At 41.4% G+C, this 19,335-nt stretch carries 18 protein-coding genes and 3 pseudogenes; 6 read left to right on the top strand and 15 right to left on the bottom strand.

Annotated features, from left to right (window positions below; translation table 11 throughout):
• Positions 1-78 precede the first annotated feature (78 nt).
• Positions 79-162: pseudogene (locus tag BW961_RS30085) on the top strand (DNA-binding response regulator); the annotation flags it as partial.
• Positions 163-286: 124 nt separating this feature from the next.
• On the opposite strand, the gene BW961_RS25125 reads toward BW961_RS30085, so the two are convergent.
• The 10 genes and pseudogenes from BW961_RS25125 to BW961_RS25075 form a co-directional block, all read right to left on the bottom strand.
• The gene (locus BW961_RS25125) at positions 287-865 is read right to left on the bottom strand and encodes a hypothetical protein (RefSeq protein ID WP_068587475.1); all 579 of its coding nucleotides are present in this window, start codon (positions 863-865) and stop codon (positions 287-289) included.
• Between the two features lie 789 nt (positions 866-1,654).
• Positions 1,655-2,002: a VOC family protein gene (locus BW961_RS25120; protein WP_068587473.1), complete on the bottom strand. Its 348-nt coding sequence runs from the start codon at positions 2,000-2,002 to the stop codon at positions 1,655-1,657.
• Positions 2,003-2,230: 228 nt separating this feature from the next.
• On the bottom strand, positions 2,231-2,647 hold the full coding sequence (locus BW961_RS25115; RefSeq protein WP_068587471.1) for a VOC family protein: 417 nt from the start codon (positions 2,645-2,647) through the stop codon (positions 2,231-2,233).
• Positions 2,648-2,933: 286 nt separating this feature from the next.
• Positions 2,934-3,347, bottom strand: a complete 414-nt coding sequence (locus BW961_RS25110) for a DUF6855 family protein (protein ID WP_068587469.1) — start codon at positions 3,345-3,347, stop codon at positions 2,934-2,936.
• A 470-nt stretch (positions 3,348-3,817) separates the two neighbouring features.
• Positions 3,818-5,029, bottom strand: a complete 1,212-nt coding sequence (locus tag BW961_RS25105; RefSeq protein ID WP_068587467.1) for a chromate transporter — start codon at positions 5,027-5,029, stop codon at positions 3,818-3,820.
• Positions 5,030-5,301: 272 nt separating this feature from the next.
• Positions 5,302-5,721, bottom strand: a complete 420-nt coding sequence (gene arsC, locus BW961_RS25100) for an arsenate reductase (thioredoxin) (protein WP_068587465.1) — start codon at positions 5,719-5,721, stop codon at positions 5,302-5,304.
• Between the two features lie 24 nt (positions 5,722-5,745).
• Positions 5,746-6,417 (bottom strand): annotated as a pseudogene (locus tag BW961_RS25095) (ArsB/NhaD family transporter); the annotation flags it as partial.
• Positions 6,418-6,644: 227 nt separating this feature from the next.
• Positions 6,645-8,081 (bottom strand): NAD(P)-binding domain-containing protein, encoded by a 1,437-nt coding sequence (locus BW961_RS25085; protein ID WP_068587461.1) that lies wholly within the window; start codon positions 8,079-8,081, stop codon positions 6,645-6,647.
• A 64-nt stretch (positions 8,082-8,145) separates the two neighbouring features.
• Positions 8,146-8,469 (bottom strand): ArsR/SmtB family transcription factor, encoded by a 324-nt coding sequence (locus BW961_RS25080; protein WP_068587459.1) that lies wholly within the window; start codon positions 8,467-8,469, stop codon positions 8,146-8,148.
• Positions 8,470-9,021: 552 nt separating this feature from the next.
• Entirely contained in the window at positions 9,022-10,716 is a 1,695-nt protein-coding gene (locus BW961_RS25075) for a CocE/NonD family hydrolase (protein ID WP_068587456.1), read from the bottom strand.
• Positions 10,717-11,019: 303 nt separating this feature from the next.
• Here BW961_RS25075 and BW961_RS25070 point away from each other — a divergent pair, with 303 nt between their 5' ends.
• On the top strand, positions 11,020-11,637 hold the full coding sequence (locus tag BW961_RS25070; protein ID WP_068587454.1) for a TetR/AcrR family transcriptional regulator: 618 nt from the start codon (positions 11,020-11,022) through the stop codon (positions 11,635-11,637).
• A gap of 258 nt (positions 11,638-11,895) precedes the next feature.
• Here BW961_RS25070 and BW961_RS30080 read toward each other — a convergent pair whose 3' ends face one another.
• The 3 genes from BW961_RS30080 to BW961_RS25060 form a co-directional block, all read right to left on the bottom strand.
• A complete protein-coding gene (locus BW961_RS30080) occupies positions 11,896-12,075 on the bottom strand; it encodes a hypothetical protein (protein ID WP_139331746.1) in 180 nt (59 codons plus the stop codon).
• A gap of 172 nt (positions 12,076-12,247) precedes the next feature.
• Positions 12,248-13,600: an MATE family efflux transporter gene (locus BW961_RS25065; RefSeq protein ID WP_068587452.1), complete on the bottom strand. Its 1,353-nt coding sequence runs from the start codon at positions 13,598-13,600 to the stop codon at positions 12,248-12,250.
• A 150-nt stretch (positions 13,601-13,750) separates the two neighbouring features.
• Positions 13,751-14,428 (bottom strand): MarR family winged helix-turn-helix transcriptional regulator, encoded by a 678-nt coding sequence (locus tag BW961_RS25060; protein ID WP_068587450.1) that lies wholly within the window; start codon positions 14,426-14,428, stop codon positions 13,751-13,753.
• 458 nt (positions 14,429-14,886) lie between these two features.
• On the opposite strand from BW961_RS25060, the gene BW961_RS32130 reads away from it, so the two are divergent.
• The 3 genes from BW961_RS32130 to BW961_RS30070 all read left to right on the top strand — a co-directional run bounded on the left by BW961_RS32130 (position 14,887) and on the right by BW961_RS30070 (position 17,492).
• Complete coding sequence (locus BW961_RS32130; RefSeq protein WP_139331748.1) at positions 14,887-15,084, top strand: IS3 family transposase; 198 nt, start codon at positions 14,887-14,889, stop codon at positions 15,082-15,084.
• A gap of 86 nt (positions 15,085-15,170) precedes the next feature.
• Positions 15,171-17,051: a terpene cyclase/mutase family protein gene (locus BW961_RS25055; protein ID WP_082867545.1), complete on the top strand. Its 1,881-nt coding sequence runs from the start codon at positions 15,171-15,173 to the stop codon at positions 17,049-17,051.
• A 159-nt stretch (positions 17,052-17,210) separates the two neighbouring features.
• On the top strand, positions 17,211-17,492 hold the full coding sequence (locus BW961_RS30070) for a hypothetical protein (RefSeq protein ID WP_139331745.1): 282 nt from the start codon (positions 17,211-17,213) through the stop codon (positions 17,490-17,492).
• Between the two features lie 67 nt (positions 17,493-17,559).
• On the opposite strand, the gene BW961_RS31370 is transcribed toward BW961_RS30070, so the two are convergent.
• Together BW961_RS31370 and BW961_RS31365 are read right to left on the bottom strand one after the other, a co-directional pair.
• Positions 17,560-17,763, bottom strand: coding sequence for a pentapeptide repeat-containing protein (locus BW961_RS31370; protein WP_068587448.1), 204 nt, complete (start codon positions 17,761-17,763; stop codon positions 17,560-17,562).
• A 307-nt stretch (positions 17,764-18,070) separates the two neighbouring features.
• A pseudogene (locus BW961_RS31365) lies at positions 18,071-18,484 on the bottom strand (VOC family protein).
• Between the two features lie 116 nt (positions 18,485-18,600).
• Between BW961_RS31365 and BW961_RS25040 the strand changes: the two are divergent.
• Positions 18,601-19,317, top strand: coding sequence for a CAP domain-containing protein (locus tag BW961_RS25040; protein WP_068587446.1), 717 nt, complete (start codon positions 18,601-18,603; stop codon positions 19,315-19,317).
• Positions 19,318-19,335: the final 18 nt, after the last annotated feature.

Raw genomic sequence — 19,335 nt, 5'->3', positions numbered from 1 at the left:
TAACCATATTTTCAAACTATTTTTTGAGCCATATAATTAAAGCAATCTCTAATTTCAACGAACTCATGCTCCGTTGATGACTTACCAGTTTTATTTCTAACAGCGAAAACTGAATTCACTGATAAGATCCTTGGATTACAATTAGGAGCTGATGATTATATTGATCATCAGCTCCTATTAATTCTGTATGTTTTTTCACAATTATCCCCCATAAAGAGAATAGCATTACGAATAATCATATTAAAAGTAGTACCCAAATGTACGAAATTTAGATTTTGACATTACATTACAATTTTCTGCCGGTACTATAAAGATTATAAATATTTAATGTAGCTGCAGGCATATCTTTTTTTAACGAGTTTAAATACCCTTCAAAAATACAAGTTAACTCCGGAAGATCAATAAAATTACTTGGATACATTAGTGAAGATGGCTTGGTCAGTGGTAAAGCATTACTTCTATGTAATACTTCGCTGACGAACTGAGAACAGAAATAATGCTTCTCACGATGATATGGAATGCCAAGTCTGGATAGCAACAACCCCAAAACATTGTAATGATAAGAATCTACGTCAACCATCATACGTTCAACCTCTTGTTTAGCCTTATCAAAAACACCTTCCGAAACCTGAAGTTTATAAACTGCACATGGAATATTATTCCCCAAAAAACTTGTGTTTATATCTTCGGTGACCAGGCCGGCTGGTAAGAGATGATGTTTGTTTCTTCTTCCAAAACTATAAAGAGGATACAAACTTTCCGAGAAAGAAATTGAAACATGAGTATATGGACTAAATGTAGTCATACGTATCAAATTTGAAAGAAATGTATTAGATTTTATTAATATTATATATATAGATTTCATTATTAACGCTCCTAGCAATTGTTCAAATATCTTTTATGCTCTCTTGGTTAGCAGTTGTCTCCCTTGTTTAACACTTCTTATGCTATCTAATAAATCTGTATATAAAGTGAGGGAGATTCTGAATTTATTCTGAATAATTATTTACCAGTGTAAATCGTAATCTCCGTTTTTTTTCGTTCTGTATGCAGATGCAGAGCAGCAGCTCTGCCCACCGTATATCTCGTATCTAATCCCCCGGTCAGAGACTTGATACTTTGTAAGTATCAGTAAGTAAAAGCACCGAATCAATGTAGCTGAATTTGTCAACATAAAAATAAAAAAAAGCCTGAATTGACAAGCTTTTCAGATACTGCTTATGTAGGCACTTTTATGTCATTGGGCATCGGATGACAAGAATGTGTTCCGACAATACAAAAAAATCGCGATCTACGCGGATATTAATCGGACTATATTCTTGTCATCTTTCAACAAGAACTTGGTCACTTACCCGACTAAACCCTGATTTCCAGAAAAAAGGGAATCTTAATTATAGGACTCCTTTTTCAGTTGTGACCTCACCTCCTCCCAATAAAAAAAGCCGCCGAATAGGCAGCGTCTGCTTAACGTCAAGGTATTATTAAAACTTCAGCGTAAAATCACCTTGATCACTATATAGGTCATTTTCTAGACCTCTTGGGTTGCCAATGAGGAGTTTAATAAATAGAGCAGGATACCGAAGTACCTGCTCATCAATGTGTATTATTTAACTATCGTGTCCCGTTTGCTCAATAGCAATTGAATTACAACTCGTTATTTCTCCCAAAGCTCGACCAGTCGACCTTCAGGATCTTCAATCCAAATAAACTTTCCAAATTCACTAATCTCTTTTTTCTTTGCAAGAGGTACACCAATATGTTCAAGATGATTAATAGTCTCGTTTAGATTATGTACTTGGAAATTTAACATCACTTGTTGATCTGTTGGAAAATAACTGTCATTCTCGGTAAAGAAAGAAAAGATAGTCTCATTTCCTAATTGGGGTTTTATCACAGTCCCATTCCAATTTTCTATTTCAATCTTCAACACTTCACTGTACCATTTTTTTATAACTTCAAGATTCTTAGTTCTCCAAAATATTCCTCCGAAACCTTTTATCATTGTATCTAACTCCAGTCTGTCATCAAATTTTTTGGCTATTCGATTACATTAGAAATTCGAGATTTAAATTTAAGTTCCTTTTTCAACTATACTGCCCGTTACTTTAAGTACATTTCTTCACACACTTAATAGGGTGCGATTGCTCTTATTAAACAATCGCACCCGGTTGTTAAGTAACTTTATTTGACTTCTGTTTCAAGACTCGTCACGAAATAGCGAATCTGGTTTTCAGCCTTGTGGCATTTTGCTCATATCCATATAGAACGCGTTCCACCGATGACCGTCCGGATCGGCAAAACCGCAGCCGTACATCCAGCCACCCTTTTCGCCCGGCTTGTTGAATACAGTGCCGCCGGCACGTTCAGCTTTCAAGGCGAACTCATCAACTTCATCCCTGGAGTTCGCCCCCAGAGAGAATAACACTTCAGTGCCCTGCCACGAATCCTCAACCCCAATACCAGCAAAACCGCGAAACGCGGATTCCGGGAAGAGCATCAAAACAACCTGATTGTCGCCGACGATCAAGCTGAATGAGCCGTCTTGACTCGCATACTGCTCATTCAACCGAAAACCGAGTTGGGTATAAAATGCCTTTGCCCGTTCTGGTTCTCGCACTGGCAGGTTCAACCATAATTCTCTCGACATACCTAACAACCTCCTGATATAGAGATGCAGTAATCACTCATCCCTATATATATTCAATAATAATCTTTCCTTCTTGTTTGGAAATTAATCCTTCTTCAACTATCCTGCCCGTTAGTTGAACAAAGGCAGTTGTTCGCACTATTAGGCAATAAGGGCGTTATAGCTGACGTCTCCTCTTTACGCTTGGTCTTGGCACTACTAATTGCTTTTGTACGTACATTAAAATCACGATTATCATATGGAATATGAAGAGCAATCTTTGAATCGCTCCTCTATTTTATTTATACTACTGTTTTATTGTCCGCATTCTATTATTCCTTGGGTTGTGTTCTACTTCTGCCAATCCTAATTTTTCCATCAAAGGTGGTATATACATGCCAAATCTACCGCGCAATCCTTTTTTCAAGCCGTACCAACCACCAATTGGATTTTCAGGCGAACGTCCCCAGGCTTCAACCGTACCTTCTTTTACAGGTTTCTGCTCATCAGCACTAGCTAGTTCCATCCAGTCACCATACAGTTTAAGCATAGTGTTTAAGTCATCAACACAACTATAGTCATAATGCAAAACGGTTTTGCCTACAGTACATACTAAAATTACTTTTCCATCTTTTTCGTCCTTAAACATTTCATAATCAGATGTTTGAGGAGGTGTTTTTAGTTTCCAAGGATTTTCTTTTGTTCCCTCTATTGTCGACATACCATCTCTCCTTTGGTTTTCCAACTCCAATATACAATATTAAATAGCACTCCGCCTAACTAATATAGCGCCATCCAATAGTCATTTCTATAAGAAATACACCTTCTGTGTTTTTGAGATATTATATCGCGCACGGCAAACGGTATACTTTCTTGTCCATTGTCAGCAATAGGTACAAGTTCTTGTCCCGATCAAAGGACAGGAACTTGTACCCATAAAAAAAAAACCGCGTCCATCGCGAATTCTAATAGGTCTATGTTCTTGTCCTTTTACATTTGTCTACATATTTGCACTCTCTTTATTATGTCCATATCGATTTATCCCAGCTAATATTTTATTTCTTTTCATAGTATCTGGTATAACTATTCAAAAAAAGGTATCAGGCGTTTGATCCTTCGCAAAAAGTAACTGAGTATAGAAAATGGGAAGTGGTTTGATTCCACTTCCCATTTTTCCGTTAAAATCGATATTCATATAAGGCCAATTAGTACTCCACCTACAATCCCGGCTATAACAACGACCCATGGTGGCAATTTCCAGAAGACAAGCATGATAAAAAGGATGGACACTAGTGAAAAATCTGCTGGTGCGATTATCGCTGTAGTCCAAAGTGGGTTGTATAACGCTGCTAATAAGATACCGACAACTGCAGCATTGATGCCTACTAGCGCCCCTTGTACATGGGTGCTTTTGCGAAGGGAATTCCAGAAAGGTAAGGTCCCAATAATGAGCAAGAAGGCTGGTAAGAAGATGGCCACCGTAGCGATTATAGCCCCGGAGATACCCTTTGCCATTGCGCCTAAGTATGCAGCAACGGTGAACAATGGTCCAGGGACTGCCTGTGTCGCCCCATACCCTGCAAGAAAATCTTCTTTACTTATCCAACCCGTGGGTACTAGTTCTCGTTCTAAAAGCGGTAATACAACGTGCCCTCCGCCAAATACAAAGGAACCTGACCGATAAAAACTATCAAACAATGAAACCCAACTGTTATCCATAACCTGGCGCAGTAGTGGTAAAGCGATCAAAAGACCGAAAAAGATTGTCAAACTTAGAACTGCAACGGTACGACTGATTGGTACAGGAAGATTCAGAGCCTCCTGAACGACCATTTTTCGGTACATCCATAATCCAATTAATCCAGCAGCCACAATAAGTAATACTTGACTGAATGCCGTCTGCCATAGAAGGGTAATGGAAGCCACTATAATTGCAATAGTAACTCGTCTTTTATCAGGTGTAAGTTTTTGCCCCATTCCTAGAATCGCTTGAGCTACAATGGCCACCGCCACAATTTTCAATCCATGAATCCAACCTGCGTTGCTAATGTCAAACCCCTGTAAAAGGAATGCGAACAATACCAGCGCAATAATCGAAGGAAGGGTAAACCCAATCCATGCGACCACTCCACCAAGCAAACCGGCCCGCATAACGCCAATACCAATGCCGACCTGACTGCTAGCCGGTCCAGGAAGAAGCTGACACAACGCTACAAGATCTGCATAGCTTCGTTCGTCCATCCATTGACGTTTTCGTATATATTCGTTATGAAAATATCCAAGATGTGCTATTGGCCCCCCGAATGAAGTTAGCCCAAGTTTGGTCGATATGACCAGAACTTCCAAAAGTAATTTTAATTTCCTCTTTGGTAAACCCAGATTTACAGATTGATTGGTGTCCATTTATAGCCTCTCTTCAATTGAACATTAATTGCAGCAATCCATTAATAATTATTGCAGTTATGTACATGGTCCCCAAATGGTCTTGCATAATCAAGAGTGTACATCCACTAGTATCCGAACCATGTTTTTGTTCTGAAAGATAAAAAACCTTCTATAACATATATTTTTTCTACAAAGGAATTATCATTCTTCAGTTAAGTTTTATATGATTATTATTGTTTTTTTATATCAACAATCATATATTATGAGCGATAGCTGATTGCTCCAGGTCTCTACACACCAGTTTTGGAAAAATGCTCAATCCGCTCACCAATTTGATCACGGACACGTTGGAAAACTCCCCACTTCTCATCCTCGGTACCTTGTGCTTTGGCGGGGTCATCAAATCCCCAATGTTCACGACGGATATGTGGAGGCGTCATTGGACAACGATCTGCAGCATCCCCACACAATGTGATAATGAGATCTGCTTGATTGAGTAGTTCAGAATTAATCATGTCAGACGTTTGTTTTGAAATATCAATGTCTACTTCATGCATGGCCTTTACGGCATTGGGATTAAGACCATGAGCCTCAATTCCTGCACTGTTTACATTCCAAGTGTCCCCTAGGTATTTTTTAGCCCATCCCTCCGCCATTTGACTACGACATGAATTTCCTGTGCATAAAAAGTAAATTGATTTCTTTTCCATGATATCTGCTCCTTTATAATAAAATCATAAGATGAGTAACCATAAATATAGACCTACCAATGTGATAATTAAGGTTGGAACCGTCAAGATAATCCCTGTTTTAAAATAAGTACCCCAAGAAATTTTGACACCTTTGGTACTTAAGACGTGAAGCCATAAAAGGGTAACAAGAGAACCAATGGGGGTTATTTTTGGACCTAAATCCGAGCCAATCACATTCGCATAAATCAAGGCCTCTCTAATCGCCTCCGTGGTATGAGTTGCATCAATGGCAAGTGCATCAATCATGACCGTAGGCATGTTGTTCATTAATGATGACAGAAGAGCTGCTATGATTCCCATGGACATTATAGCAACGAACATTCCTTGATCCGCTACCACTTGTATGACTTGGGCAAGTAGATCGGTTAGTCCGGCATTCCTTAAGCCATATACTACGACGTACATGCCGATGGAGAAAAATACAATTGCCCATGGCGCGCCTTTGACAACATCTCCAATGGGAACAACCGGACTTTTTCTCGCCAGAAGCAAGAATAGGATAGCGATAATGCCGGCGACAATGGATACAGGTATATTTAGAGATTCACTGACAAAATACCCTATGAGAAGAACCCCTAACACTATCCATGACATACGAAACATTTTAAGATCTTTAATGGCATCGGAAGGTGCTTTCAAATCCGCTGAATCAAAATTCTTGGTATAAATGGGTCTCTCATATTGTAATTCATCTCTTTTAATTCATTTAAAAAATTTCGAATTTTCTCAATATTCTCCAGCCCAATAATTTGAATACTACCAGTTTCATTAGCGACTGAGATAATATTTATTCCATTTTTATCCAAAAAAATCAATTTTATCAGTAGTTACATCCATTATCGTCATAAGAGGTTTCTCCTTTATAAATCATGATTAAAATTTTAGTTACAGCAGGAAGAGGAAGATGATTCAGCGGTTGTCGACCAGCTGCCTTCACTTGCTGTACTCGTACTGTTATTAAGACTACATACCCCTGTTTCAGGCAATTCCAGTTCTACTTTGGATGCTGCTTCAAAATCACCAGTGAGATAGGCAGCTATTGATCTAACCTGTTCGTATCCAGTAGCCATAAGGAATGTTGGCGCACGTCCATAGCTTTTCATTCCTACAATGTAGAAGTTTTTTTCGAGATGCCGAAGTTCTTTTTCACCATGAGGTCTAACCGTACTGCAGCTGTGAATATTCGGATCAATAAGTGGAGCTAGTGTTTCAATACTCTCGGTGGCTGAATCTATACTGAGTCTTAATTCCCGTAAGAAGGAAAAATCAGGACGGCTACCAGTATTAACTATGATTTGATCAATTCCGTTAATCTCCATATTTGTGTTATTTAATGTCCCTATGATCTGAACTTGTTTCCCTGATTGTTTAAGTTGTTCTATCTTAAATGGAGTAACAACGTTTACCTGACCAGAACTAACCAACTGGTGTATCCGACTTCCCAATTCACCTCTGGCTTCAAGCTGATCATTTGCTTCTCCACCGTATGCTTCTTCAACTTTGCTTTTTCTCATAATCCAATATATTTCGGTATTGTTATCGATTTCTTTCAATTGTGCTAAATCGAGCAACGTATTCAAAGCGGAATGTCCACTTCCCACAACAGCAGTGCGTTTACCCTTGTATTTCGTTTGATTCTCCGAAGAGAAATCAGGAATACCATAGACAATATGCTTATCCATCGACCGTTCTTCTTTTGTCCAAACGCCACTTGCATACAAAGGATTAGAATGACCCCAAGTTCCAGAAGCGTCAATAACCGAACTTGCCTCATATCGTTTCGTAATTCCATTCGTTTCTACGTAGAGAATAAACGGAAGTTCCTCACGTTGATTAGATTTTATTTTATCGGTATCTTTTCTGCTTACTGCAATGACTTTAGAATTCATCATTATGTGAGGCTTAATTTCAGGTAGTTCAGCTAATGGTTGTAGATAATCTTCTACAATTTCCCTACCTAGTGGCAGTTCATTGGATAATGGAGCTTTCCATCCATGTTTAAATAGCAATTCTTGAGCTGCTTTATCGACATTATATTGCCAAGGTGAAAAGAGTCGAACATGTCCCCATTCAAGAATGTTGTGGCCAATTTGAGTACCAGCTTCTAAAAGAATAAATCTCTTATTTCGAGCAGCTAATTGCGCGGCAGCCGCTAACCCAATCGGACCAGCCCCAATGATAGCTACAGGCAATTCTTTATTAATTCCATTCGTTTCTCCATTTTGAGAGCTTTTGTTTGTAGAATCTGTGCAACATTCTGTGGGAGTATTGGGAGTACAGCATTCTTTAGATTCCAGTTTAAATTCGATGTTTTTCATTGTTATATCCTCCTTAAATTTCATACACATCAAATTATTTTGATATGTTAATTAAAAAAATGAATCATTTAGGTTTTGGATAAAAAATACAACAAAGTTGTTCTGACAATAGCCCTTTGATTTCATTTTCATTTAACTCGTAATAGTTCCATTTCCCGATGCGCTCCATGAGGATCACATTCGCATCCAACAACATTTTTAAATGGTAGGAAAGTTTAGATTGCGGTAAACCAAGTAGATCGGTTAGGTCACATACACAGACTTTACCTTTTTGGTTTAACTCATATATAATTTTTAAACGATTCTTATCGGATAGCGCTTTAAACTTTTGTTCATACAGACTTAAAGTAGCATCATTTATAGTGGTACTCGTACTTGTACTGTTCATGTGTTCACCTTCTTTTTTTACATCAATTTTTGTTGATGTGTTAATCTTAGCACCTCATATTTGTCTCGTCAACCATCAAATAATTTTGATGCGTTCTTTTTTTTATTAAACTCAATAATTAGAGTCTCCGCTCTACTCTGCTAAGATACATCACGATTGTACTTGTAAATCAAAAGTGATGTTACAATGCTTTCCACGAAATCGTCCATAATGCCGCTAGGCAATTGCATTCATTCGTCACCATAGCACACCGATCTGATATTTTTCAGCGAACAATTACGAAGCTCGATAATAACTTGATTAACCGGATGCGTACCGAGCAAACCGTAACTATGTGATCCTTTCTAAACGCCCCTAATCAAAAGAATAATCTATTATTTAAGAGGGCCCGAAGACATTTCAACGAAAAAAAACGCTAAGTCTTCGGATATGACCGAATTAGCGTTTTTTCTTCTCTCTAAGCCCAATAGTCCAGGCAATATAGCCCGGACACAAGTCATCAACTTCCTATTTTTTCAATGGTCGTAATGAATTAAGAGACGTAATCTTTCACTAATCTCTCTTGGGAATCACTGGTACCAAGAGGAAAGAATCATACTTTCCACCGGTGTAAACCGAATGATTTCCTTTGTTCACTGTTTCCGTATGCCCATAACGTCTTTTATCACCTGATGGGTTATCTTCGATAATTATCTCGCTGCCTCTTATGACCAACACCAGACTTTCTCCAAATTTCAGGAGAATGCTTGAAGGTAATATTTCAATTTCTACCGGCACAATCTCACCTTTTTTAAGCTTCAATAAACTCTTATGCTTAAGTACCGGCTGATAAGGAGTAGATTTCTCAGTATCTAGCTCTCTATGGGAAACCCTCAGCCATCCATTGGCCACCTGACCGTTTTCAATATGGTTAAAGTCAGGCAGGAACACTTCATTGCCGCGTCTGTCGTACTTCTTGATGCCAACAAAAATATCCATATCATCCGTGTCATCGGCGGAGACCCAGAGCTTGAGCTTCATATTTCCGGTGAGCTCCATGTCCTCGTCAGCGGTAAATTTGAACCGTAAATCACTGTTTTCTGTCTGACCGAGCTCAGCATTATAGGTGAGGCTGGTTTCGTTCTGAACGGGAGCCTGCTGCAGGGACATTTCTTCACCATTCAGATAATGTTTGGAATATATTGTTTGGGCTATCGGCCACTCATTCGCGATGCGAGTCTGTCCCTTATAGAATTTCTCTCTGACCTCGTAGCGTACCCGTGGCGTATCCATCCAATCATTCTCAATGCCTTTCAGGAAATAATCGAAGAAATCCTTCTGCTGTTCCAGCGACTCACGCAAATGATAGGTTTCCCACTCCTTGCGGCCATGAACCAGCAGCCACTTGTCTTTGGATGAAGCTTGTTTAAATCCTTCAAAGGTACCGCGGCAATGCAAGCCTTGGGTCGACCAGCTGGCGCAAACAAACATAGGAACCTTTATATCGGACAATTTGACCTCTCTTTCCTCCCAGTGCTCATCGAGTAAAGGATGTTCTTTTTGCGCCGCTATCATACTTTCTACTTTATTATTTGGCCAGCGGGTATTTAATAACTGCTCGAAAGATGATGAGAAAACCGTTTCCGGTATTCCGCCGTGAAAGAACCATTCTCGGTACAGATCAGAAGTCCCTTCCCATGGGATTATGGCCTTCAGATGAGGCGGATTCAAAGCGGCCACCCGCCATTGGGTCATGGCCAGATACGACACGCCGTTTAATCCCACATTGCCGTCGCACCAATCCTGGACGCCGGCCCATTCGATGACTTCATAATAATCTTCAGTTTCAGTTTTCGTCCAAGGATAGAGTTCACCCTCCGAATTGGAGCTCCCCCGCGCAGCAATTTTTACCAGTACATAATCGTTTGGCACCCAAAAACCGGGGTCGGGTGATTCCATTGGCGTATAAAGAGATGTGTCGATACCTCCTAACGTCGGCCAGACTGGACGCAAAAACTCATAAGGGGGTAAGCCATCTTTATTATATGGATCCATGCTCATTACCGTTGGAAACTTCCCAGGCTTATCCGGACGGAAAACATTGACGTATAGTGTGATCCCGTCCCGCATTTTGATGGGAACATCCTTTTCCATTATCATCTCTTGATTTCCATAATGCGCAGTAGTCATGACTATTTTGTTCAAACCTGGTTTATTGTCATTGGGATGTGTCGGTTTCAGATCAGGGTGGCCCAGAAATTTGTTCATTTAATATTACTTCCTTCCATATGAATTTATTTGTTGTAAGTATTTAGCATATAATCAGTATCCCCGGCTTTGAGTACAAATACGACTTATTTGATGTCGAATTTCCTTAGCGTATTTTCGTTAATATGTTGTCTATATCCCCTCCCTGATGTTAAATTATTATTAGTAATGAACAACCTGTTGTTTATTACATTCCAAAGTATAAAATAGGATTAGGTTCTGTTCAATAATTAAAAGTGGCAAATGTGTTGGTTACGGAACACTATTAATAATAGTGTTGGGAAAAATTAAGGAGGAATTTGTTTGCGTAATATTAATGTTGATTTACGTGTCATTCGGACAAAAGAATCTATTCGACACGCACTAGTAGAATTAATAAATGAAAAAGGTTTCAAAGCAATTACGGTTAAAGACATAACAACAAGGGCGAATATTAATAGAGGAACATTTTATGCACACTATCAAGACAAATTTGATTTAATGACTAAGTGTGAGGAAGAAATTATGCTGGATATGTCCAGAATTACAAAACAAAGCTACCCAAGTGTTATTGCCGCACTTGAAACTGACTCTCAGACATTAATTCCATTTTCCTTTACAGTTTCATTATTTGAGTATTTAAATATAAATAGTGGATTTATGAAAGCTGTGTTAGGTCCAAAAGGGGATTTAACATTTCAAACAAGATTGAAAGAATTCATGTGGGAAACACTCTATGGAAATAATCCAAACGCATTTGTAAAGGAAGAAAATATCCTTGTTCCAGGACAGTATTTAGCTTCTTATATGGGAGCTGCAATAATAGGGGTAATTCAAAAATGGTTGGAAAGTGGCACGAAAGAATCTCCTCTAGAAATGGCTCGTATCCTAACGACCATTACGGTTAATGGTCCCTTCTTTGCAGCTGGTTTAAAAAAATAATGCTCAAAGATGTGATAGTAATCATAGAGGCGGTTGATTGATACCTCACGCATCACGGGGAGCATGGGATGTAGTCGGTATTGATGGCAACAAAGAGAAATTCGCCTCGCTCAGTACATCCAAAGCCTCGAGGGTTATACGAATATACTAAGCGCCGCCAGTACAAAGATAAAGGAGTAGCGGCGCTTTGCTCCAAAATATTAATGGATGGGTTTTGCATTTTATATCCGTCTGCACCATACAGGCAGACAGTTGTGACTAGTTATCTTCTCGATCATTTTCTTGCATCAGCGCTGCAAACACGATCAGGCGGCTATCCTTATCGCTGCTAGCTGTTATACAAAGGGCACTCATTCCACTCCCCGCAGTCAGATAGAAACCACATGGCATCAGTGGCCACAAAGAACAAAGATAACGGTAGAAATGTTCTGTTCTCAAAAGAGTCCTTCTCCAATTGACATAGGAATAAGCATTAGGACAGCTTTCAGGAAACTACTAGTAGGCACATTTTCCTTTATTGAATGACAATAGCCTATTCCCCGTCCAGGTACCTTAAGAAGGTAGGATCAGGGAGTGCCCTTATCCTACCTTCTTGCGTATTATATGTTTTCTACTGTACTAAACTATTCAAATCCGGCTGCAATTTGGTCCGCAGAACATACAGCATGATGACACCAACAAGGAACGCGACGGCATCCGAAATGACGAGCGACCAAACCACCCCGTGGAAGCCGTTCATTCGATTGGCGATATACAACACAGGAATCAGAGTAATTCCTTGAATAACTGACATAATAAACGCGGCGGTTCCTTGTGCTGTTGCTTGGAAGATCCCCATAAACATCGCGGTCATTCCTGTAATGAACAAGGATAAGAACGTCACATGTAGAATGTAGCTGCCCATTTCAATTAATTGCGGGTCATTCGTAAATAAACCAATTAAGTTGTCGGAAATCAGATAGACGATGACACCGAACACGACTGCTAACGCCACAACCGCTTTGAACGTGAATCCAATGGTATGCTTCATACGTAATTTATTAGCTGTAAAAGAGAAGGCAATTAACGGCACGACTCCCTCGCATAAGCCCATCAGAATAACCTCAGGAAATTGCAATAAACGTGATGAAATTCCGAATGCCGCTATGGCCTGCTCCCCATATTCGACCAAATAACGGTTAAAGATGAGCGACATTGCACCCAAGAAGATACTCATAACAAAGACGGGAACTCCGATTTTGAATACATTGCTGAGAATGTCCTTGGAAGCTTTGAACCATTTTACGGAGACGGTTAAGAATTGGCTCTTAGATCCGATATGGAAGGTGTAGAATGCACTCGCAGCCATGTTAGAAATGACCGTAGCAGACGCAACGCCGATCACGTCCCAATGGAAGACGAAGATGACTAGCGCATCGAGAATAATATTCACGACAACGCTGAGAATCATACCGATCATCGACGTCATTGCAGCACCCTCCGAGCGCACGATATTCTCCAGGGTGAAGAATAATACGATGAACGGTGAACCAATAATCATAATCGTGACATAGTCCTTCGTGAAGCCGAAGGAGTCAGGCGTCGCTCCCAGGCCATGAACGATTGAATCGATCAATGGGAGGCCGGCGGCCATCAAGATAAGACCGAGAACGATACTGCTGTAAAAGGCGAATGAAGACACATGCTTTACATCATCGTATTTTTTCTCTCCTAGCAAACGGGAGATGAATGTACTGCTGCCCACGCCAATCAAGTTGCCCAGCGCCATAATGGCCGCGAATAAGGGCAAGGTTAGTGCGAGTGCGGTTAACATGGCAGTATTATTGAGTGTACCAAGGAAATAGGCATTCAATATGGAGTATATGACACTCATTGACATGCCTAGCATCATCGGTACAGCGAAGTGAGCTACGGCTTTTGCAACCGGTGCTTTTTCAAAGTAATGGAGGTTTTCTGCATCCATGTGGGTCACCACTATCTTTATTTATTTTGATCTTCAAATTACTTAGAATTCTATCATCGTTCTTTACTGATATTGTTCTAATCTTCTTCAGCCGCTCATCCTTCTCTTTTGGAAAGGTAGCGACACTGCTGCTTGTTGAAAATGCTCTACTTACTTATCGTCTGGGTCATGTGAGTTGTCCGGCGACGAGTTTCTTCCATCTCTGGAAGGCCAGCCGAATCCGTGCATGCCGCTACCCTGCCCTTCCTCACCAAACCCAGAGAACCTTCCGTTAAAGCGTTTGTCTCCAGAATCCCCCCACATTTGTCTGCGCATGGACATTAGCCTTTCAAATTCCTCTGTGCCTATACGCTCTTTTGCGGCCTCCATCCAGATAGCCATTACGTCACGTTCTCCGTCTGTTCCAAGTTCTTCCTCTAAAGTTGTAATGATGCGGACTAGGTATTCCCCGAAAGCAACCTGCTCTTCTTGCGATAGGCGAGAAAATATATTGCCGCTGTCTATCTCGGGTTCCTCTTCCTCTTGTCCTTTTTGCGTCAGATAAATCAACATGATGCGTTTGTCTTTCTCTGAGGGTTTACGGGTGATATATCCGGCTTTCTCCAATTTTGCAAGCAATTCATTGAGGGATGATACACGGATGTCCAACATATAGGATAAATCTTTTGTGCTGATACCGTCTTTCATCCGGAGAAACGCCAGTATCCTACCTTGCCCACGGGACGTGTCGGCCATAGGGCCAACAGCGGCGTGGGTTTTAAAGTGTTTCCTCTGCAACAGCCATTGTAATTTCGCGAGTTTTTCGTACAATTCAGTATCCATGTTCATAATGAATCCTCCTTAATTTAGTATATTCAATTTTCCTTACCGTACCTGTTGATTAATATTTTAACGGTACCTGTTGAATTTGTCAAAATATTTTTACAGGTACCGTTAATATATTGTTCCGCTACTTCCAGGACCTTGGCTAAAGAACTTGAAAATGAAGTTTCGGTCGACTTTACTGAAGCTGTTTCACCTGACTAGCTAAACCTAAATGCGGAGGCTATCATCGTTATGGTTATCGCATCATTCATCATTTGCATTTTTAGCACTGCAATATAATCATCTACTGCTGCTAGTGTGACCGGCGGCAGACAGTAATTCCTCGGCGCAATAGTGTACTTTCGCCGGGCTGGACAGCTGGTAGTAGACAATAGTTCTGAAGTGTACCTTCTGGATTAGTCCAATTCTGGTTCTGCTGGTCAAAGTACAAAACCCGCGCGGGGCGCGGGTTCTTATAACCCATACAGAGATTCATCTACATACAAAGGTGTACTTTAGAAGAAGAAATTAAACAAGCTGTAGAAGATTACAGTTATTACTATAACTACCAGCGGCTATTCATGCGTCAAACATCCCATCCCAAGCCCTATATCCTCCTAATGCATCGAACTTTCCCTTTTAATTTAAACAGTTCTTTAGGTATACACCTCCACCAATAACGAATCCCCTACATACGATAAGAGCATCACGGACAACAATGCTGTTATTCCATATACAGCAAACCAAGGTAGGGGGTGAAACGCTTATGGAATTGCTGGAGAAAGTACAAGCCGAGATCAACCGTTATATGACCCGGATTCAGTCGGAACAGCAGGAAGATGGGTCATGGAGATATGATTTTGAAACAGGGCCGATGACGGATGCCAGTATGATGATTCTCATCAGCTCCCTGTATCCCGAAGAACAAGAACTCCTTTCGCAGCTGGCCCATCGCTTGGTGCAAAACCAGGCGGATGGTGGCGAATGGAAACAGTACGACGACGATGATGGCCACCTATCCTCCACAATAGAGGCTTATACCGCGCTGTTGTTATCCGGTTATCTGGAACGGGATGCACCGCCGATGATACGGGCCAAGGATTATATTCTCCGCAGCGGCGGAATCGAGAAGGCACATGTCTCCACTAAGTTTATGCTGGCCTTGAACGACCTGTATCCGTGGCCTGCGTATTATCCGATGCCTCTATTTTTGATCCATCTCCCGAAATGGATTCCATTTAGCTTTTACCGCTGGAGCTCGTACGCCAGGACTCATTTCGCCCCGAGTCTCATTCTGGGGCACCTCAAATTCTCTCTACCGCATCCATCTGGTGCAGACATCTCCCATCTCTACACGACGTCGAAGTACAAGAAGCTGCATCATCAGAGCCACGGCCGCAGACGGTCCGCGATAAAACGAAACCGGAACCCTTCCGGTTTGCAAGGAAAAAGGTCAAACCATTCCATACAAAAGGCCGAGAGTTTTATACTGGAGAATATTGAAGGAGATGGGACGCTGTACAGCTATGCAAGTGCCACTTTTTTTATGATCTATGCGCTGCTGGCGATCGGCTATCAGCCGGACTCGCCTGTAATCTCCCATGCGATGAAGGGACTGCTCTCTTTTGTAACGAAGACGGATGACGGGGGAATGCATATTCAGAACTCTCCTTCCACCGTATGGGATACGGCGCTTGCTTCCTACACGCTACAGGAGGCCGGGCTTTCTGCAGGGGATGATACCGTGCAGCGGGCAGCAGCATATTTGCTGTCGCTTCAGCATACAGAGAAGAAGGATCAGGCAGAAGGCTCTCTGCTGCGCATGACAGGCGGCTGGGGATTCTCCGAAAGCAACAAGGCGAACCCCGATGTGGATGATACGCAAGCGGTGCTGCGGGCGCTGACGCGATACACGTCTTATCACGCAGACAGTCTTGAGTCATGGAGAAAAGGAGTACAGCACTTATTCCGCAGGCAAAATGATGACGGTGGCTGGGCCGCTTTTGAGCGGAACAGCACTTTCTTCATGACTCGTCTGTTTGCAGTAGAGAACTTCGAAGATACGGCGTTTGATCCTTCTGCGGCAGATGTGACGGGGAGGACGTTGGAGTTTCTGGGGAGCCATGTGAAGCTGACTACGAATCATCCGCGGGTACAGGCGGGAGTGCGCTGGCTGCTGGATCGGCAGCAACGGGATGGATCCTGGTATGGCCGCTGGGGAGTATCGTATCTGTATGGGACATGGGCTGCCGTAACAGGACTAAGAGCGGTAGGTTTATCATCGAAGCATCCCGCGATTCAACAAGCAGCAGACTGGCTGCTCCGCATGAGACAGCCAGATGGTGGCTGGGGGGAGTCCTGCAAGAGTGATGTAGCGAAAACCTACATTGCAGCTCCTTACTCCACGGTCGTTCACACCGCATGGGCGCTGGATCTGTTGATTGCGGTTCATGATACACCTGTGAAGGAAATCAAAGAAGCCACCTCCCTGCTGATCGACTGGAATCGAGAGGAAGCTAGCAAGCGGGTAACATATCCGACCGGAGCGGGTCTTCCGGGGCATTTCTATATCCAGTATCACAGTTATCCGCGGATCTGGCCCCTGCTCACGCTCAGTCACTATGAACAGAAGTATAAAGGCTGCTAAAATGCCCCATTTCCCTGGATTACAGGGTATGCACCCTGTCCTTTCTATTCGATCCGCATATGCTATACTAACTCGTCTCCAAGCCGATAAAAAGTAGTTTTTAACCTATAACTCCGACTTCAGACGAGAATGGAGCATATGTGAAAGGAGACAACAAGCATGTCCCAACTAGATCCCCGGTTAATGAGAACATTCCGCTGTAGAATGATGGACCCACGATGTTTCTACAAGGTATGCGGCATTTTACGTGCCCAGAAATGTAAAGATTTAAAATGCCACCATGGCTGCTGCAGTATGATTGATCGACTCTCCGAATGTATGGGTGTGCCGGTGTCACCAGCTGAAAGAGAAAATGCGGCACAATGGCTGATGGGCTGCGGCGTAGATCCACAGAACCCTTACCACCGCAGACGGATGCGGGGTATAGTGTGGGGTAGATAGAAGAAATAGGTTAAGGCGAAAGGCTGCTCAATGAGCAGCCTTTCCTATTTTTCATATTCTCTCCTTCTTATCTAACAATAACCTTGGATAGATCAGCCTCCATACCTTTGAGCGCTGCATAAGTCAACTTATCCATCAATGCGCCGTCAAAAATACCGTTATCGAAAATTGTATTTCTAAGGTCAGTCGTGTTCAGCCTGACATCTGTCAATTTAGCGCCTACAAATTTTGTGAGCTCTAGTCTAATACGGCACACTACTATGACAGTCAAGGTAATATTCCAATCAAAACACTAAGTTATATTTTTTACGGATTAGGGTTCTATCTTTACCGTTAATCTCCCATTACAAAGAAACACACTGATCAAAATAATCAGTGTGTTCAAATTAAAAATCGTATTTTTTACATCAAGTTTTATTTAGTTAAGTTGATAATTTCTAAGATTTTGCAATAATATTTTTCTGCACCTTTTTATAGATACATTATTCCACTACTAGTTATACCAAACCTCAATATTATGACTACTGCCATTACTATAATACCTAGTTTTTTAATCTCATCTTCTTCCTCTATGTAATTCAGTTATTTGATACAGTCATATATACATATATATATGTATCGTTTAGTAAATTTACATATCTGATTCGCTCCGCCAACTCTAAAATTATCCCCTCTGGCCCGTGACAGTAGCATAACTTATAACTATCTTCATAGTGTTGTGTCTCACTAAAGATTTTCGTACCTTTCTTTTTCAAGTTGGCAACAACAGCTTCAATATCTTCAACTGCAATTGCAATATGACGAATACCCAGGGTATTTGCCAAAGGTTGCTGAATATCTTTATCATCTGACGGCGTATAAAATTTGATCGATCTACTCTCCTTCCAATTCTCCTTCCCCTACCACCTCAAGTCCGAAATCAAGAAAAAAGCTTTAGCGGAAGAGAGATCATTTGCGATTACACCCACATGATCTATTCTATGGATCATTATGACACAAGCTATAAATAATTCGAATAGAATTCTCAGAAAATAAGGAATAAATAAAGGGCGCGCAGGAAATCTTAATTCGGTAACTTCACTAAATAACGGACCAGGGAGGTTGGCATATGTTAAAGAAGTTTATCGTATTAGCAGTAGTATTACTGGTGACAGGCTGTACGGCCAATAACAAGGTGACGCAAAAGCAAGTGACACCTAAGCAAACAAGGATTTCAAATCATGTTCATACTGCTGCACCCACTCCTGTCATAACACAGGCATCATCAACAGCTACATCGAACATTACAACAAAAGGAGCACAAAACGGATATCCTTCGGATTTGTTGGGTCTGATTCAAACACCGACCGGAAATCCAACAAACCAGCAACCGACCGGAAATTCTGGAGAAAAAGTCCCAACAAGTCCGACAAGTCCGACAAGTCCAACAGGACAGGCACAGGAGGGTACGAAGGATTCATCCCAATTCGCGGAGCAGGTTCTGGATTTAGTAAATAAAGAAAGGTCCAAAGCAGGATTAGGTTCCCTGAGTATGAGTGAAGAATTGTCAAAAATGGCTATGGTCAAGGCACAGGACATGTACAATAACAATTATTTTGATCATAATTCCCCAACACATGGATCTCCCTTCGATATGATGAAGGAGTTCGGGATCACATATAATTCAGCTGGAGAAAACATTGCTAAGGGGCAAACAACCCCTACCCAGGTTATGAACGAATGGATGAACAGCCCAGGGCACAAAGCAAATATACTGAATAGTAGTTATACCCGTATAGGTATTTCTTATTATAACAAAGAATGGGTCCAAGAATTTACTGGATAATGCCAATAAATTGTTAGT

This window comes from Paenibacillus macquariensis, assembly GCF_900156375.1.
GTDB lineage: Bacteria > Bacillota > Bacilli > Paenibacillales > Paenibacillaceae > Paenibacillus_AQ > Paenibacillus_AQ macquariensis.
This window is presented reverse-complemented; position numbering and strand designations above follow the sequence as displayed.

What these genes read in the sequence shown, in the direction of transcription:
- BW961_RS25125 (WP_068587475.1), bottom strand. Translation starts at nt 865, where the DNA reads ATGAAATCTATATATATAATATTAATAAAATCTAATACATTTCTTTCA.
- BW961_RS25085 (WP_068587461.1), bottom strand. Translation starts at nt 8,081, where the DNA reads ATGAAAAACATCGAATTTAAACTGGAATCTAAAGAATGCTGTACTCCC.
- BW961_RS25120 (WP_068587473.1), bottom strand. Translation starts at nt 2,002, where the DNA reads ATGATAAAAGGTTTCGGAGGAATATTTTGGAGAACTAAGAATCTTGAA.
- BW961_RS30070 (WP_139331745.1), top strand. Translation starts at nt 17,211, where the DNA reads ATGTCCCAACTAGATCCCCGGTTAATGAGAACATTCCGCTGTAGAATG.
- BW961_RS25065 (WP_068587452.1), bottom strand. Translation starts at nt 13,600, where the DNA reads ATGGATGCAGAAAACCTCCATTACTTTGAAAAAGCACCGGTTGCAAAA.
- BW961_RS25115 (WP_068587471.1), bottom strand. Translation starts at nt 2,647, where the DNA reads ATGTCGAGAGAATTATGGTTGAACCTGCCAGTGCGAGAACCAGAACGG.
- BW961_RS25110 (WP_068587469.1), bottom strand. Translation starts at nt 3,347, where the DNA reads ATGTCGACAATAGAGGGAACAAAAGAAAATCCTTGGAAACTAAAAACA.
- BW961_RS25080 (WP_068587459.1), bottom strand. Translation starts at nt 8,469, where the DNA reads ATGAACAGTACAAGTACGAGTACCACTATAAATGATGCTACTTTAAGT.
- BW961_RS25040 (WP_068587446.1), top strand. Translation starts at nt 18,601, where the DNA reads ATGTTAAAGAAGTTTATCGTATTAGCAGTAGTATTACTGGTGACAGGC.
- arsC (WP_068587465.1), bottom strand. Translation starts at nt 5,721, where the DNA reads ATGGAAAAGAAATCAATTTACTTTTTATGCACAGGAAATTCATGTCGT.
- BW961_RS25060 (WP_068587450.1), bottom strand. Translation starts at nt 14,428, where the DNA reads ATGAACATGGATACTGAATTGTACGAAAAACTCGCGAAATTACAATGG.
- BW961_RS25105 (WP_068587467.1), bottom strand. Translation starts at nt 5,029, where the DNA reads ATGGACACCAATCAATCTGTAAATCTGGGTTTACCAAAGAGGAAATTA.
- BW961_RS25055 (WP_082867545.1), top strand. Translation starts at nt 15,171, where the DNA reads ATGGAATTGCTGGAGAAAGTACAAGCCGAGATCAACCGTTATATGACC.
- BW961_RS25075 (WP_068587456.1), bottom strand. Translation starts at nt 10,716, where the DNA reads ATGAACAAATTTCTGGGCCACCCTGATCTGAAACCGACACATCCCAAT.